This is a genomic window from Paraburkholderia sp. J94, assembly GCF_905220285.1.
Lineage (GTDB): Bacteria > Pseudomonadota > Gammaproteobacteria > Burkholderiales > Burkholderiaceae > Paraburkholderia > Paraburkholderia tropica_A.
Map to the genome: position 1 here is coordinate 69,256 of NZ_CAJMZH010000004.1, position 15,610 is coordinate 84,865.

General features: G+C 67.1%; 14 protein-coding genes and 1 pseudogene. 3 read left to right on the forward strand and 12 right to left on the reverse strand.

Translation table 11 applies throughout. The features are described 5' to 3' along the window. Positions 1–11: 11 nt before the first annotated feature. From U4Y88_RS09070 to U4Y88_RS09095, 6 genes and pseudogenes are all read right to left on the reverse strand, one after another. Positions 12–692, reverse strand: a complete 681-nt coding sequence (locus U4Y88_RS09070; protein WP_321783480.1) for a deoxynucleoside kinase — start codon at positions 690–692, stop codon at positions 12–14. Then, positions 689–1,312 (reverse strand): 2-amino-4-hydroxy-6-hydroxymethyldihydropteridine diphosphokinase, encoded by a 624-nt coding sequence (folK, locus tag U4Y88_RS09075; RefSeq protein ID WP_224005028.1) that lies wholly within the window; start codon positions 1,310–1,312, stop codon positions 689–691. The genes U4Y88_RS09070 and folK overlap by 4 nt, the downstream gene beginning before the upstream one ends. A gap of 69 nt (positions 1,313–1,381) precedes the next feature. After that, positions 1,382–3,001: a polynucleotide adenylyltransferase PcnB gene (gene pcnB / locus U4Y88_RS09080; RefSeq protein ID WP_321783482.1), complete on the reverse strand. Its 1,620-nt coding sequence runs from the start codon at positions 2,999–3,001 to the stop codon at positions 1,382–1,384. Beyond that, complete coding sequence (locus U4Y88_RS09085; protein ID WP_224005035.1) at positions 2,998–3,684, reverse strand: HAD family hydrolase; 687 nt, start codon at positions 3,682–3,684, stop codon at positions 2,998–3,000. Before U4Y88_RS09085 ends, pcnB begins: the two co-directional genes overlap by 4 nt. A gap of 794 nt (positions 3,685–4,478) precedes the next feature. Further along, positions 4,479–5,201 (reverse strand): annotated as a pseudogene (gene hda / locus U4Y88_RS09090) (DnaA regulatory inactivator Hda); the annotation flags it as partial. A gap of 16 nt (positions 5,202–5,217) precedes the next feature. Then, positions 5,218–6,297, reverse strand: a complete 1,080-nt coding sequence (locus U4Y88_RS09095) for an AI-2E family transporter (protein ID WP_224005039.1) — start codon at positions 6,295–6,297, stop codon at positions 5,218–5,220. Between the two features lie 279 nt (positions 6,298–6,576). On the opposite strand from U4Y88_RS09095, the gene purM reads away from it, so the two are divergent. Continuing rightward, entirely contained in the window at positions 6,577–7,638 is a 1,062-nt protein-coding gene (purM, locus tag U4Y88_RS09100) for a phosphoribosylformylglycinamidine cyclo-ligase (protein WP_224005043.1), read from the forward strand. Positions 7,639–7,722: 84 nt separating this feature from the next. Here the strand turns inward: purM and kynA are convergent, their stop codons facing one another. From kynA to kynB, 3 genes are read right to left on the reverse strand one after another with little or no spacing between them, the layout of a single operon-like run. Then, positions 7,723–8,679, reverse strand: coding sequence for a tryptophan 2,3-dioxygenase (gene kynA / locus U4Y88_RS09105; RefSeq protein WP_321783484.1), 957 nt, complete (start codon positions 8,677–8,679; stop codon positions 7,723–7,725). Between the two features lie 23 nt (positions 8,680–8,702). Continuing rightward, positions 8,703–9,953: a kynureninase gene (gene kynU, locus U4Y88_RS09110; protein ID WP_224005050.1), complete on the reverse strand. Its 1,251-nt coding sequence runs from the start codon at positions 9,951–9,953 to the stop codon at positions 8,703–8,705. A gap of 29 nt (positions 9,954–9,982) precedes the next feature. Then, positions 9,983–10,672: an arylformamidase gene (gene kynB, locus U4Y88_RS09115; protein WP_321783883.1), complete on the reverse strand. Its 690-nt coding sequence runs from the start codon at positions 10,670–10,672 to the stop codon at positions 9,983–9,985. Positions 10,673–10,803: 131 nt separating this feature from the next. Between kynB and U4Y88_RS09120 the strand changes: the two genes are divergently transcribed. Then, entirely contained in the window at positions 10,804–11,313 is a 510-nt protein-coding gene (locus U4Y88_RS09120) for an Lrp/AsnC family transcriptional regulator (RefSeq protein ID WP_224005056.1), read from the forward strand. A gap of 81 nt (positions 11,314–11,394) precedes the next feature. Here U4Y88_RS09120 and U4Y88_RS09125 read toward each other — a convergent pair whose 3' ends face one another. Next, entirely contained in the window at positions 11,395–11,907 is a 513-nt protein-coding gene (locus tag U4Y88_RS09125) for a flavin reductase family protein (protein ID WP_224005059.1), read from the reverse strand. Positions 11,908–12,120: 213 nt separating this feature from the next. On the opposite strand from U4Y88_RS09125, the gene msrA reads away from it, so the two are divergent. Then, positions 12,121–12,669 (forward strand): peptide-methionine (S)-S-oxide reductase MsrA, encoded by a 549-nt coding sequence (gene msrA / locus U4Y88_RS09130; RefSeq protein ID WP_224005062.1) that lies wholly within the window; start codon positions 12,121–12,123, stop codon positions 12,667–12,669. A 64-nt stretch (positions 12,670–12,733) separates the two neighbouring features. On the opposite strand, the gene U4Y88_RS09135 is transcribed toward msrA, so the two are convergent. Both U4Y88_RS09135 and U4Y88_RS09140 read right to left on the reverse strand, forming a co-directional pair. Next, on the reverse strand, positions 12,734–14,173 hold the full coding sequence (locus tag U4Y88_RS09135; RefSeq protein WP_415774415.1) for a DUF72 domain-containing protein: 1,440 nt from the start codon (positions 14,171–14,173) through the stop codon (positions 12,734–12,736). Positions 14,174–14,252: 79 nt separating this feature from the next. After that, entirely contained in the window at positions 14,253–15,467 is a 1,215-nt protein-coding gene (locus U4Y88_RS09140; protein WP_224005068.1) for an SAM-dependent methyltransferase, read from the reverse strand. Positions 15,468–15,610: the final 143 nt, after the last annotated feature.

Below are 15,610 nucleotides of genomic sequence, written 5' to 3' on the forward strand. Positions count from 1 at the left end.
GAACACGCCGCTTACAGCGACGTGCCCTTGACGAAGGATTCCTTGCGGCCGCGCATGGTTTCGATACGTTCGGCGATCAGCGCAAGGTCCGCATCGGAGTCGAGCGGGTGCAGATTTTCGACGCCGACGGTCAGCACCGGCGCACGGTCGTAATGATAGAAAAATTCGTTGTAGCTGTCGCAAAGGCCACGCAGGAACGCATCGGAAATGTGCTGTTCCGCCGCCACGGCGCGCTTCTGGATGCGCGCGTAGAGCGCTTCCGGGCTCGCCTGCAAGTAGACGACGAGGTCGGGCGCGGGCGCCTGCGCGGGCAGCCGTTCGGCCAGCGCGCGATAGAGCGGCAGCTCGTCTTCGGTGAGCGTGAGGCGCGCGAACACGTCGTTGCGCTCGGCGAGGAAGTTGGTCACGAACGGCGCACCGGCGGCGCGGTGCGCGGCCACTTCGTGCGAGAGGCGCTCGCGCTGGAGCGCCACCGAGAGCTGCGCGGCCAGCGCGTGCTGCGAGGCGTCGCGCCAGAAGCGTTCGAGAAAGGGATTGCCGGCGTGCGACTCGAACAGGGTCTGCATCGACCAGCGTTCGGCCAGACGCGTCGCGAGCGCGGTCTTGCCCGCGCCGATCGGCCCTTCGATGGCGATGTACTGGAGCGCCGGACGGGCCGCGCGCGCGGTGACGACGGGTAAAGGTGTGCTCATCCGCAGCGGCCCGTGCGCGTGCCGTCGGCGGGCGCCGTAGCGCCGCTTGATGCACCGGTTGATCCACCGCTTGATGCACCGTTCGACGCGCTGTTCGCCGTGTCGGGCGCGGCCTGCGGCGGCACGCCGAGACACTGGCACAGCGGCTTCATCTTCTCGATACGCTGGTCGGCCACGCCCGGCAGGAAGTCGCTCACGCGGCCCTGGCCGGGGATATCGAGTTCGGGATCGACCTCGGCGAGCGGCGCGAGCACGAACGCGCGCACGGTCATGCGCGGGTGCGGCACCACGAGATCGGGTTCGTCGATGATCTCGCCGCCGTAAAGCAGGATGTCGATGTCGAGCGTGCGCGGCGCGTTGCGAAAGGGGCGTTCGCGGCCGAAATGATGCTCGACGCGATGACACAGGCCGAGCAGCTCGCGCACGGCGAGCCGCGTGTCGAGCTTCACGACGCAGTTGAAATAGTCGTCACCGCCCGCGTCGATGGGCGCGGTGCGGTACAGACTCGATTTCGCGAGCACGGTGATGGAGTGCTGTTGCGCAAGGCACACCACCGTGTCTTTGAGGGTCTGGCGCGCATCCCCCAGATTCGCGCCGATTCCCAGCCAGGCAACCGTCATGGCTTCACTTCCGACTATCGTTGCGGTTGACGATGGACCATACCGCACTTTGCCGCGCCTTGCATGGCGTCAGTCCTCGTGCGGGTTGCCGTCGTCGCCGAACGAGCCATCCGCGTCGGCGCTTTCGGCGCCCACCGCGGCTTCGCCCGTCTTGCGTTTCGCACCGCCGCGACGGCGGCGCTTGCGCGGCGAACGCTCTTTCGTGCCGCCCTGCGAGAGCAGGGTTTCGCGCGCGGTCGGGTCGCCGCTGATGAAATCGGTCCACCATTGGCCGATTTCGGCGTCGAGTTCACCCGATTCGCAGCGCAGCAGCAGGAAATCGTACCCGGCGCGGAAACGCGGATGCTCAAGCAGCTTGATCGCGCTGCGGCCGCGCTTTTCGAGGCGCAGTTGCAGACCCCAGATTTCGCGCATATCCGACGAGAAGCGGCGATGGATCGCCAGTTTCTCCGTTTGCGCGTCGATCACGTCGTCCATCGCGCGATGCAGCGCCGGCACCGGGAATTCGCCCTCGGCCGTGTATTGCTGCAGACGTTGCTGAACGTCGTGCCAGAGCAGCGTGGCGAACAGGAAGCCCGGCGACACCGGCTTGCCCGCACGCACGCGCGCGTCGGTGCTGGAGAGCGCGAGCGAGATGAAGCGCTCGCCCTGCGGCTGTTCGAGCACCACGTCAAGCAGCGGCAGCAGGCCGTGATGCAGGCCTTCCTTGCGCAGCCACTTGAGGCATTCGAGCGCGTGGCCCGAAAGCAGCAGCTTGAGCATTTCGTCGAACAGACGCGCCGCGGGCACGTTGTTGATGAGGTCGGCGAGTTCCTGGATCGGGCCGCGCGTGTCGGCTTCGATATCGAAGCCGAGCTTGGCCGCGAAACGCACCACGCGCAGCATGCGCACCGGATCTTCGCGATAACGCGTGGCCGGGTCGCCGATCATGCGCAACAGACGCGCGCGCATGTCGGCCATGCCGTTGTGGTAGTCCAGCACGGTTTGCGTGGCCGGATCGTAGTACATCGCGTTGATCGTGAAGTCGCGGCGCGTGGCGTCCTCGTGCTGCTCGCCCCAGACGTTGTCGCGCAGCACGCGGCCGCTCGCGTCGACGTGGTGGGTTTTGCGGTCGAGTTCGTCGCGGCGCATACGTTTGGCCGGCGCCGCCGATTCGACGGGCGGAGGCGGCGCATCGACGAGCGCGCGGAACGTCGAGACTTCGATGATTTCCTGGCCGAACTGCACGTGCACGATCTGGAAGCGGCGGCCGATGATGCGCGCGCGGCGGAACAGCTTCTGCACCTGGTCGGGCGTGGCGTCGGTGGCGACGTCGAAGTCCTTGGGCGCGACGCCGAGCAGCAGGTCGCGCACCGCGCCGCCGACGATGAACGCGCGAAAACCGGCTTGCTGCAGGCCTTCGGTCACACGCACGGCGTTACGGGAGATCAGCGACGGATTGATGCCATGCACGTCGGCCGAGAGGATCACGGGCGAGATCGGCTCGACCGCGCCCTTGGCGGCGCGCGGCTTCGAGAGCGTAGCGCGCGTGCCGGTCTTCGCGGCGGCCTTGCGGCGCGTGCGGGGCGCGCCTTCGTCGTCGGATGCGGAGGGGGCGGACTGATGGGCTGCGGCTTGCGCGCCTGCGTCGTCTTGTTCGGCGGCGTTGTCGTCCTGGCCGAACAGCTTGCGGATGAATTTCTTGATCACGATGCCTGGAACAAATCGAGGATGCGCCAGCCCTTTTGTTGCGCGTGAGCGCGCAGGGTGTCGTCGGGGTTGGTCGCGATCGGGTCGGTGACCTTTTCGAGCAGCGGGATGTCGTTGTGCGAGTCGCTATAGAAGTAGCTGTGCTCGAAGTCCGACCACGTTTTGCCGAGCGAGGCGAGCCACGCTTCGACGCGCACGATCTTGCCTTCACGGTAGCTCGGCGTGCCCGTCGGGCGGCCCGTGAAAACCGAGGCCGGATGGCCGTCGACGGTTTCGACCTCGCAGCCGATCAGCTTGTCCACGCCGAACGCCTCGGCGATGGGCGCCGTGATGAACTCGTTGGTGGCCGTGACCACGCAGCACAGATCGCCGGCTTCCTTGTGCTCGCGCACCAGTTCCAGCGCGGCCGGCAGGATGGCCGGATGGATGACCTCGTGCATGAACTGGTCGTGCCATTCCTTGAGCTGCGCGCGCGAGTACTTCGCGAGCGGCGTGAGCATGGCGACGAGGTAAGCGTGGATGTCGAGCTTGCCGGCCTTGTAGTCGGCGTAGAAGCGGTCGTTCTGCTCAGCGAAGCTGGTGGCGTCCACGATGCCGAGCTTCACCATGAAGCGGCCCCATTCGTGGTCGCTGTCGGTGGGGATCAGCGTGTGATCGAGATCGAAAAGTGCGAGATTAGCCATGGGCGCTCATTTTACTTGAAGCGGGTGAAGCCGTTGCCCGCGCCCGCGTTGGGCGGCGAGCCGGGGCGCTCGGGGGCTTGCGGATTGTTCGGGTCTTGCGGGTCTTGCTGGCCTTGCGGCGCTTGGGGCGCGTTCGGGTCGTGAGGCGCGGCCGCGCCGGGTTGCGCGTGGGCGGTATTCGGGCCGGAGCGTGCCGGATCGTCGGGCTGGACGGCGTGGTGCGGTTGGGCGGCGCTGGACGGAGCGCCGGGAGCGGCGGGGTTGGCCGGATCGACCGGTTCGGCAGCCGCGGCGGGCGGATCGAGGTCGCCGTTCAGCTCGCCGCTCATTTCGTCGCTGACGTCGGCTTCCACTTCGCCTTTCAGCTCCGTGCCCAGTTCGCGGTGCACCACCGCGCGGAACGGCGCGCCCAGTTCGCCTTCGACATTGTCGGTCGGCGGCTGGAACGGCGGGGCGCCGAGCGGCGCGCGCGGTTGCAGCGCGGGCGGCTTGGGCGCTTCGTAGCCCGCTTCCTGGGCCGCCTCGCCGGCTGGCTCGTTCGGGAACAGTTCGAGTTCGACGCCGCGCGGGGCGCTTTCGTCAGGCGCGTCGGGCGCGGCGGCGGCTGTTTCTGCGCGGTTGTTGCTGTCGTCGCTGTCGTCGTCGGTTGCTTGCTGGCTCGGTGCGGTGGAATCGGCAGGATCGGCGGATTCGGTGGCTTCAGCGGATTCAGCGGCTGAGTCGCCCGTTTCGCCGCCAAACAGCGCACCCGTTTCGCCGAAGCCTTCATCCTCGCCTTCGAGCGCCGTTTCGTCGCCCGCCGCGGCGTCTTCGCCGTCGCCCTTCGCCAGCATCGTGCGCAGCAGCGGCAGCGTCACCGCGCGCTTCTGTTCGAGCGAGAAGCGGTCGAGCTGGTTGAGCAGCTTCATCAGGCTCGGCATGTCGCGGCGGAAATGCGTGAGCAGATAGGCGGGCACGTCGTCGGCGAGATTGATGCCGCGTTCGCGCGCCGCGTGCTTGAGCACGGCGGCCTTGCCCGCGTCCGAGAGCGGCGCGAGATGGAACACGAGGCCCCAGCCGAGCCGCGTGCGCAGATCCTCGCGCACCGCGAGGCCCATTGGCGCCGCGTTGCCGGTGGCGACCAGCGCCGTGCCCGGATGCGAGCGCACCTCGTTGAACAGGTTGAACAGCGCGATCTGCTGCGCGCCCGAGAGCGAATCGCAGTCGTCGACGGCGTAGATCGGCACGCGCGCGTCGAAGGTGAAGGCGCCGAGGCCGCTTTTCGGGCCGAGGTAGCGCACGCGTCCCGGCGGCGTTTCGTAGGCGAGCGCGTGCAGCAGATGCGAGCGGCCGTTGCCCGGTTCGCCCCAGATGTAGAACGTGCGGTCGGCCTGCGGGTCGGCGGCGTTCGCGCTCGCGCTGAGCGCGGCGTCCAGACCGCGCAGGCGCGCGACCAGCTCCGCATTGGCGCCGGTGTGGAAGTTGTCGAAGGTCGATGGCGGCGGAGTGCCGAGATCGAGCGTTAACTGTCGCTGCACGGTTGTCTGGCGGAAGTCAGTTCTTGTAGAGCGCGCTCGCGAGATAGCTGCGCCGCAGTTCGCGCAGCGCGATCGAGAGGATCGCGCTCGCGGGCAAGGCGAGCAGCACGCCGAAGAAGCCGAATAGCTGCCCGAACGCGAGCAGGGCGAAGATCACTGCAAGCGGATGCAGGCCGATGCGCTCGCCGACGAGGCGCGGCGTGAGGAAAAAGCCCTCGAGCACCTGGCCCACGCCGTAGATCAGCGCGACCGCGCCGAAGCCGTACCAGTTGCCGAACTGCAGCAGCGCCGCGACCAGCGCGAGCACGAGCCCGGTCGCGTAGCCGAGGTACGGAATCAGCACTGCGAGGCCGGTGAACACGCCCACCGGCAGCGCGACTTCGAAGCCCGCGATCGACAGCGTGATCGCGTAATACGCGGCCAGCACGGCCATCACCAGCAACTGGCCGCGCAGATATTGCGCGAGCATGCGGTCCATTTCGCCGGCCAGCTCCATCGTGCGCGCAAACCAGCGGCGCGGGATGAAAGTCTGCACGCGCACCATCATCGCGTTCCAGTCGTAAAGCAGATAGAACAGCACGAGCGGCACCAGCACGGCGTTCGAGACCACTTCGAGCGCCACGTTGCTGCTCGTGCGGATCGACGTCCACGCATAGAGCGCGATGGTCTGCGCGCTGCCTTCGACGCGGCTCGTGATGATGTCGCGTAGGCTCTGGAAGTCGAGCATCGAGTCGCTGACGCCGAGAAACGCAAGCTTGGGCGAGAGCCAGTCGTGCAGATGCGTGATCATCGCGGGCACCTGCTGTTTCAGTTGCGGCCCTTCTTTCTGGATCACCGCGAGCAGCAGCACGACCAGCATCGTCACGAGCAGCGCGAACAGCAGCATCATGGCGAGCGCGGCGAGGCCGCGCGGCACGCGCCGGCGCACCAGCCAGGCCACGCCCGGCTGCAGGATATAGGCGAGCAGGCCGCCGAGCAGGAAGGGCGTGAGCACCGGGCGCAGCAGCCACAGCACGATGCCGAAGGCGAGCGCGAGCGCGGCCCAGATGAAGGCCTGACGCTGATACGGCGTGAAGATCGGTGTGTTCGGCGACAAATCGTGGTTTCCGGTTCTGGAGCGCGGTGCGGTTCGGCGGGCCGGCGCGGTCGGGCGCTTGCCCGGCTGGCGCGATCGTGTGCATCCGGGGTGCGTCCGAGGTGTGCCCGGCTGTCTGCGCAACGCGCCCGGACCTGCCCGGGAGCGCCGCGGCACAAGCGGCCGGCGCGTTCCTGGCGGCTTTCGGCCGCCCGTCTCCAAAATACTCGCCCCAGCCGCGGCGGCGGGGCTCCTGCAATCGGTTAAAATCGCATTTTACCGACCTTCTGGCACTTCCCCATGAATCAACCGAAATCCGGCCCCGCTAATCAGGCGCAAGGCCTCTCCTACGCCGACGCCGGCGTCGACATGGTCGCGGGCGACGCGCTCGTCGATCGCATCAAGCCGTTTGCGAAGAAGACCCTGCGCGAAGGCGTGATGGGCGGCATCGGCGGATTCGGCGCGCTCTTCGAAGTGCCGAAGCGGTACAAGGAACCCGTGCTCGTGTCGGGCACCGACGGCGTGGGCACCAAGCTGCGCCTCGCGTTTCATCTGAACAAACACGACACGGTCGGCCAGGATCTCGTCGCGATGAGCGTCAACGACATTCTCGTGCAGGGCGCCGAGCCGCTGTTCTTCCTCGACTACTTCGCCTGCGGCAAGCTGGACGTCGACACGGCGGCCACGGTCGTGCAGGGCATCGCGCAGGGCTGCGAACTGTCGGGCTGCGCGCTGATCGGCGGCGAAACGGCCGAAATGCCGGGCATGTACCCGGACGGCGAATACGACCTCGCGGGCTTCGCGGTCGGCGCCGTGGAAAAGAGCAAGATCATCGACGGCAGCACGATCGTCCCCGGCGACGTGGTGCTGGGTCTCGCGTCGAGCGGAATCCACTCGAACGGCTTCTCGCTCGTGCGCAAGATCATCGAGCGCGCGAACCCGGACCTGAACGCCGACTTCGACGGCCGCTCGCTGGGCGACGCGCTGATGGCACCCACGCGCATCTACGTGAAGCCGCTGCTCAAGCTGATGGAAACCATCGCCGTGAAGGGCATGGCGCACATCACCGGCGGCGGTCTGGTCGAGAACATTCCGCGCGTGCTGCGCGAAGGCCTCACGGCTGAGCTCGATCACGCCGCATGGCCGCTGCCGCCGCTGTTCACGTGGCTGCAGAAGGAAGGCGGTGTCGCCGACGCGGAAATGCACCGCGTGTTCAACTGCGGCATCGGCATGGCCGTGATCGTGGCGGCGGATCAGGCCGATGCGGCCGCGTCGCTGCTGGCGGCGGCGGGCGAGCAGGTCTGGAAGATCGGCGTCGTGCGCGAGAGCAAGGAAGGCGAAGCGCAGACCGTGGTGGTTTAAGGCGGCCTCGTCTATTTCCACCGCGCTTTAGCGTAAAAAAGCCCGCCAGATTGGCGGGCTTTTTTTATGGTGCGCCGGAAAGCGTCACAGCACCGTGCGCACGTGCCACAACTCCGGGAACAGCACGACGTCGAGCATCTTGCGCAGATACGGCGCGCCGTTGGTGCCGCCCGTGCCCTGCTTGAAGCCAATGATGCGCTCGACCGTGGTCACGTGCCGGAAGCGCCACTGGCGGAACGCATCTTCGAGATCGACGAGTTCCTCGGCCATCTCGTACAGATCCCAGTGCTTCGACGGATTGCGATAGATCTCCAGCCACGCGGCCTCGACGCTCTGGTCGTGTTCCGTCGCCAGCGTCCAGTCGCGCGCGAGCCGCTCGGGCGCGATCGCGAAGCCGCGCCGCGCGAGCAGGCGAATCACTTCGTCGTAGAACGAGGGCGCGTCGAGCGTCGCCTTCACCTGCTCGAAGATCTCGGGCCGATGCTCGTGCGGCTTGAGCATCTGTGCGTTCTTGTTGCCGAGCAGAAACTCGATCATCCGGTACTGATACGACTGGAAGCCCGACGACGCGCCCAGATACGGCCGCATCGACGTGTACTCCGAAGGCGTCAGCGTCGACAACACGTTCCACGCCTGCACCAGTTGTTCGAGAATGCGCGAGACGCGCGCAAGCTGCTTGAACGCGGGCGGCAACTCGTCGCGATGCACGTTCGCGAGCGCGGCGCGCAGTTCGTAGAGCGCGAGCTTCATCCACAGTTCGCTCGTCTGATGCTGGACGATGAACAGCATCTCGTTGTGATCGGGCGAGAGCGGATGCTGCGCGCCCAGCACGGCGTCGAGCGCGAGGTAGTCGCCGTAGCTCATCGACTTCGAGAAGTCGAGTTGCGCGTCGTGCCAGCCTTCGCCGCGCGGCTCGCCGCTCGCCGCGCCATGGCCGAACGGGCAGCCGCCGCGCGCGTTCTCGTTTGCGGCTTGATCGGTGTGGGTTTCGGACGTGGCGCTGACATCGGGCACGCCCGGCACCTGCATGTGGTCGTTCATGTTGCTTTCCTCAAATCACCGCGTCAGGTCACCGCGCCGCGCGCGGCGAATTCCGGCTTGCGCCATTGCTCGGTCGCGAGCACGTCGCGCAGCGTTTCGACGGCGTCCCAGACATCGGCGTAACCGATGTAGAGCGGCGTGAAGCCGAAGCGCAGCACGTGCGGCTCGCGATAGTCGCCGATCACGCCGCGCGCGATCAGCGCCTGCATCACTTCATAACCATGCGGATGCTCGAAGCTCACGTGCGAGCCGCGGCGCGCATGTTCGCGCGGCGTGACGAGCGTGAGGTCGAGACCGGCGCAGCGCGTTTCCACCAGTTCGATGAAGAGATCGGTGAGCGCGAGCGACTTTTCGCGGATCGCCGCCATGCCCGTTTGCAGGAACACGTCGAGGCCGCATTCGACGAGCGCCATCGAGATGATCGGCTGCGTGCCGCACAGATAGCGGCCGATGCCGTCGTCGGGGCGGTATTGCGGATTCATTTCGAACGGCGACTTGTGGCCCCACCAGCCCGAGAGCGGCTGCGAGAAGGTGTTCTGGTTGCGCTTGGGCACCCAGACGAAACCGGGCGAGCCGGGGCCGCCGTTCAGATACTTGTACGTGCAACCAACGGCGTAATCGGCGTTCACGCCATTCAGATCGACGGGCACCGCGCCCGCCGAATGCGCGAGGTCCCAGAGCGCGAGCGCGCCTTGCGCGTGGATGTGTTCGGTGAGCGCGCGCATGTCGTGCATCTCGCCGGTGCGGTAGTTCACGTGCGTGATCATGGCGACGGCCACGTCCTCGCGGATCGCCGCGGGCAACTCGCTCGGGTCGTCGACGAGACGCAGTTCATAGCCGCGATCGAGCTGCTCGATCAGGCCTTGCGCGATGTACAGATCGCTCGGGAAATTCGAGCGCTCCGAGACGATCACGCGGCGCTTCGGATCGCGCGCGTTCTGCACGCGCAGCGCGGCGGAGAGCGCCTTGAAGAGATTGATCGAGATGGTGTCGGTGACCACGACCTCGTCTTCGGCCGCGCCGATCAGCGGCGCGAGCTTGTTGCCGAGGCGGCGCGGCAGCGCGAACCAGCCCGCCGTGTTCCAGCTGCGGATCAGGCCTTCGCCCCATTCGCCGCCGATCACGGCCTGGGCGCGCGCGGCGCTCGCTTTCGGCGGCACGCCGAGCGAGTTGCCGTCGAGATAGATGGTGTCGGGCGCGAGCGCGAACTGGTCGCGCTGCGCCGCGAGCGGATCGGCGCGGTCGAGCGCGAGGGCTGCGTGTCGGTCGTTCATTGTCGATGCGGTTCCGGTGGGGAGGTTATTCAGGTTGCCGATTGGGTCGATGCCGCTGATGCCGCTGATGTCGCCGATGTCGGCAAGGCGCGCAGCACGGCGCGCACGGGGCTGGCGTCGAGCGTCGCGAATTTGAGCGGCAGCGCGATCAGTTCGTAGTCGCCGGGCGCGACGGCGTCGAGCACCACGCCTTCGAGGATCGCCATGCGATGCGCGCGGATGCGGTGATGCGCGTCCATCGTCTTCGATTCCTGCGGGTCGAGCGAGGGCGTATCGATGCCGATCAGCCGCACGCCATGCGCGGCGAGCAGATCGACGGTCTCGGGCGCGACCGCGCAGAACGCGCTGTCCCAGCGGTCCAGCGGCGCTTGCGCGTAAGTGCGCAGCAGCACGCGCGGCGGGATGCCGTCCAGCGCGGTTTGCACGTGTTCGGGCAGGACGAGTGGCGTGGCGTTTTTTCCGTCGATCACGCAATCAATCACCCGGCACGCGCCGATATACGTATCGAGCGCCACCGCGCCGATAGGCGCGCCGTCGGCGTCGTAATGCAGCGGGGCGTCGGTGTGCGCGCCGGTGTGCGGCGAGAGCGTGACGCGCGCCACGTTGACGGGCGAGCCCGCCTCCATGCGCCAGACGCGCTCGACGGTCACGGGCGTATCGCCCGGCCAGACGGGCGTTGCGGGGTGGATGGGCGGGGAAATGTCCCAGAGGTCGTTCATCTTCATGACAAGGTTGTCTCTTTATTTTTCGAATGATAGGCAACCCGCCGCGAAATGTGCTTGCGAAAAAAACGCCGCAAGCTACAGTTCTTGGCACATAATTTGTTACAAGACGGGAAAGGAGACCAAATATGAACGCTATCTCGCTCGACGCTACCGATTGCCGGATTCTCTCCGTGCTACAGAACGAGGGCCGCATCAGCAATCTCGATCTGGCCGAACGCATTTCGCTGTCGCCGTCCGCGTGTTTGCGGCGTCTGCGCCTGCTCGAGGAGCAAGGCGTGGTCGAGCGTTACCGCGCCTGCCTGAACCGGGAGATCCTCGGTTTCGAGATGGAAGCCTTCGTGCAGGTGTCGATGCGCAACGACCAGGAAAGCTGGCACGAGCGCTTCGTGACGGCGCTGCGCGACTGGCCGGAAGTGGTGGGGGCGTACGTCGTGACCGGGGAGACGCACTACCTGCTGCGGGTGCTCGCGCACAACCTCAAGCACTACTCGGATTTCGTGCTCAACAAGCTCTACAAGGCGCCCGGCGTGATGGACATCCGCTCGAACATCGTGCTTACGACGCTCAAGGTGGAGGCGGGCGTGCCCGTCGATCTGATCGCGCAGCGCAACGAGCAGAAGACGGCGCCGGTCTGAAGGTTTTGCACGCGCCGATGTAAAAAGGGCCGCTTCGAGCGGCCCTTGGCGTTGACGCGGCGGAGTGGTCTTGCGATCCGCTTACAGCGATTGCAGCCGATGGAAGCCGCCGCCGTGGAAGACCAGCGGCGAGGCGGCGTCGAGATCCTCGCGCACGCCGCAGCGCTCGACTTCGCCGACGAAGATCACGTGGTCGCCTTCGTCGTAGCGGCTGCGGTTGTGGCATTCGAACCAGGCGATGGCGCCGTCGAGCACGGGCATGCCGGAGTCGCCGGCCGCGTGCGAGACGCCTTCGAAGCGGTCGCCCTTCACGGTGGCGAAGCGCTTGCACAGGTCGAGCTGCGACGCCGCGAGCACATTCACCACATAATGGCTGTTGCTGCGGAACACCGGCATCGACGCCGAACGGGTGGCGAGGCTCCAGAGCACGAGCGGCGGCGTCAGCGAGACCGAGTTGAAGGAGCTCGCGGTGATGCCGATCAGCGAGCCGTCGGGCGCCTGGGTCGTGATGACCGTGACGCCGGTCGCGAACTGGCCGAGCGCGCGGCGGAACGCGGCGTCGTCGAAATTGGGCGGATTGGCGCGGCGGGTCATCGGTGCGCGCCTTCGGCGTAATGGGTGGCGATCAGCAAAGTCATGTGGATTTTCAGCGGATTGCCCCAATTTTAGCGAAAAGCGGCGCGCGGCAGGCTGTACACCCACGCGCGCGCCGGGTTACCGCGGATTGCGCGGCGTAATGGCGTGACGCGCGTGACGCGCGAGGAAGGCGCGGCGCAGCGCCGGCGTCCCATCACAGGAGAGTTCAGCATGAGTCAGACAGTCGAAACGGCCACCCTCGGCGGCGGATGTTTCTGGTGCCTCGAAGCGGTGTTTCTGCGCGTGGACGGCGTGCTCGCAGTCGAGTCGGGCTATGCGGGCGGCCACACCACGAACCCGTCTTACGAGCAGGTCTGCGACGGCGAAACCGGCCACGCGGAAGTCGTGAAGGTCGATTTCGATCCCGCGAAGATCGGCTATCGCGAGATCCTCGATATTTTCTTCGCGATCCACGATCCGACCCAGTTGAACCGTCAGGGCAACGACGTCGGCACGCAATACCGCTCGGTGGTCTTCACGCATTCGGACGCGCAGCGCGACATCGCCGAACAGGCGATCCGCGAGCTGGCGGCCGAGGGCGTCTATGACGGCAAGATCGTCACGCAGGTGCTGCCGCTCGACGGCAACTACTTCCCGGCCGAGGCGTATCACCAGAACTACTTCGCGCAGCATCCGAATCAGGGCTATTGCGCGTTCGTGGTGGCGCCGAAGGTCGCGAAATTCCGCCAGAAGTTCGCGCATCGGCTCAAGGCGGATTAACGCTTGTCGTTTCGGGTTGGATCGCCGATGAAAACGGCGGGCGCTTCGCGGCGTCCGCCGTTTTTTATTGCGCGGCGGAGTCTGCTGATTCGGAGGATTCTGCCGATTCCGCCGATTCGGCCGATTCGGCCGATTCTGCGGCTTCGGCGCGCAAGCGCTGCACTTCGTCGGCGATGGCGCGCGCGAGCTTCTGGCAGGTCAGCGGCGCGGAGCCTTCGGCCTTGTTGTTGGTCGTGATCAGCACCGGCTGGCCCGCGATCGCGTAGCGCGCCGCGAGTTCGGCGAGCGCGTCGCGCGTGTGCGGGTCCTCGTCGACGAGCTTGTCGAACGGCTCGTAACGCGCCTTCGCCTGCTCGTACTTGAAGCCGCTGTGCAGGCTCCAGCGCACGATCAGCGGACCGGCGGGTGCTTCGCCGTCCATCAGCGCGAGCGCGGCGGCCTGGCGCAGCGGGTCGGGCATGCGCGCGTGCAGGCCGACGCAGTAGCGCACGCCCGCCGCGCGCAGCATGCGCACGAAGCGCGGCGTCAGCAGGATGCCGTCGCGGATCTCGACGGCGTAGCAGGTGGCGTCGCCCGGCGCGGCATCGGCGGCGGGGGCGGGCAGGGGCGGCAGCGCGGCCAGAAATGCCGCGAGCCGCTCGACGAACACGGCCGGATCGGCGAGCAATTGATCGGGCAGCGGCGGAAACTGGAACACCAGCGCGCCCGCTTTCGCGCCGAGGCCCGCGAGGCAGGGCTCGACGAATTCGCGCGCGGCCAGTTCGGGGTTCAGAAAGCACGGATTGGTCGAGACCGGCTCGCCGCGATCGCCGCGCACGCTGGCGTCGGTGATGAGCGCGGGCGCCTTGACGATGAAGCGGAAGTGGTCCGGCACCTGCTGGGCGTAGCGCAGATAGTCGGTGACCGTGAGCGGCGCGTAGAACGAGCGGTCGATGCTCACCGAGCGCAGCAGCGGATGCGCGCCGTAGGCGGCGAGGCCGTCGCGCGCGAGCTTCGAGTTGCTGTAGTCGTCGCCGTAGACGAGGCCGCGCCAGCCCGGAAACGACCACGACGAGGTGCCGAGGCGCACGCCCGCAGGCAGCTCCGCGCCGAGATCGAGCACGTCCTGCGCGAGTTCGGCGGGCAGCACGCCGCGCGCGCGGCGCTTCGGGGCGGGGGTGTCGCCGGTTTCCGACGAAGGCGCGGGTTTGGCGGGTTTGGGTTTCTGCGCGTGTTCGCCTTCAGTGAGGTCGGTGGGCGCGTCGCTGACCTTCGCGCGTCTCGGCGGCGGCTCGGGCGGCACGAAGCCGAACAGGTCGGTTTGCGGCGCGGCGTCGGGCGTGGTGTCCGCAGTACGCGCCACGCGGCGTTCACGCGGGCGGACCGCGCGCGCGGTGTGGCTTGATCCCGCCGTCGATCCGGCGGTCAATCCAGCGGTCAATCCGGCAGTCGACCCATCAGGCGGCGCGAGGCCGGAACCGTCGTTCTCCAGGGCGCCGAAAAGGCCGTCGTCGCGTTCGTTCATGCTTGTCTAGTGAGTGGCGAAAGCCGCCGTTCGCCGGGCGGACGCGGACGGCCAGCGCTGCGCCGCCCGCGCCGCCGTGCTACAGCGGCTTCCCGTACATATACCGGCGCGACCAGGGCAGCGTCGTCGCGCTGCGACCGGCCTTGCGGCAGACGATCTGGTAGATCGATACGTCGTCGTGTTCGAACGCGTACGCGCAGCCGGCCAGATAGACGCGCCAGATGCGGAACTTCTCGTCGTCGACGAGCTGCTTCGCTTCCTGCGCGCGCGCCTCGAAATTGTCCGCCCAGAGGCCGAGCGTGTGCGCATAGTGACGGCGCAGGCTCTCCACGTCAACCGCCTCCAGTCCGCCGCGCTGCGCCGCTTCGAGCGCGAGGCCGATGTGCGGCAGCTCGCCGTCGGGGAACACGTAGCGGTCGATGAACTCGCCGCCGCCCAGCGCCGTCTCGCCGCTTTCCGCGTCGCTGGAGGTGATGCCGTGGTTCATGGCGACGCCGTCGTCGGCGAGCAGTTCGCGCACCTTCGTGAAGTAGCCGGGCAGATTCTTGCGCCCGACGTGCTCGAACATGCCCACGCTCGTGATGCGGTCGAACTGGCCGGTGACGTCGCGGTAATCCTGCATGCGGATCTCGATGCGGTCCTGCAGGCCCGCGTCCTTCACGCGCTGCGTGGCGAGATCGAACTGGTTCTGCGAAAGCGTCACGCCCACGCAGCGCGCGCCGAACTTCTGCGCGGCGCGCAGCACGAGCGCGCCCCAGCCGCAGCCGATGTCGAGCAGCGTCTGGCCCGGCTGCAACTGGATCTTGGTGAGGATGTGGTCGATCTTCTTGAGCTGCGCGGTGGCGAGATCTTCGTCGCCGTTCTCGAAGTAGGCGCAGGAATAGACCATGTTCTCGTCGAGCCACAGCTTGTAGAACTCGTTCGAGACGTCGTAGTGATACTGGATGGCCTTTTTGTCGGTCGTCTTCGAGTGCGTGAAGTAGCGGCGCACGCGCGCGAGCTTGCTGGCGCTCGTGACCGTATTGCGGGCGAGCGAATAGCTGATGTTGATGATGTCGGCGAGCTTGCCTTCGATGTCGATCTTGCCCTTCACGTAGGCCTCGCCGAGATTGTCGAGGCTCGGTTCGAGCAGCAGCGGCAGCGCCGACGCGCTATTGACCTTCAGCGTGACCTGCGGCGCGGCGAAATTCCCGAAGTCGTACTGCTGGCCGCTCCAGAGCACGAGCCGCGCGGGCAGGTTGGCCTTGTTGCGGACTTCGTCGACCCATTGCGCGAGTTTTTTCTCCCAGAACATGCGTTTTTCTCCCTGTCCGATGAACGATTGAAGCCCAAAGACCAAAGCGAATTGCGATGCCAGCGATGAAGCCAAAACGGGACGGCGCGGCGGCGTCGGTCGCCGCGCCGGGGTACGGCGGATATGGCTGATACGGCGCCGCG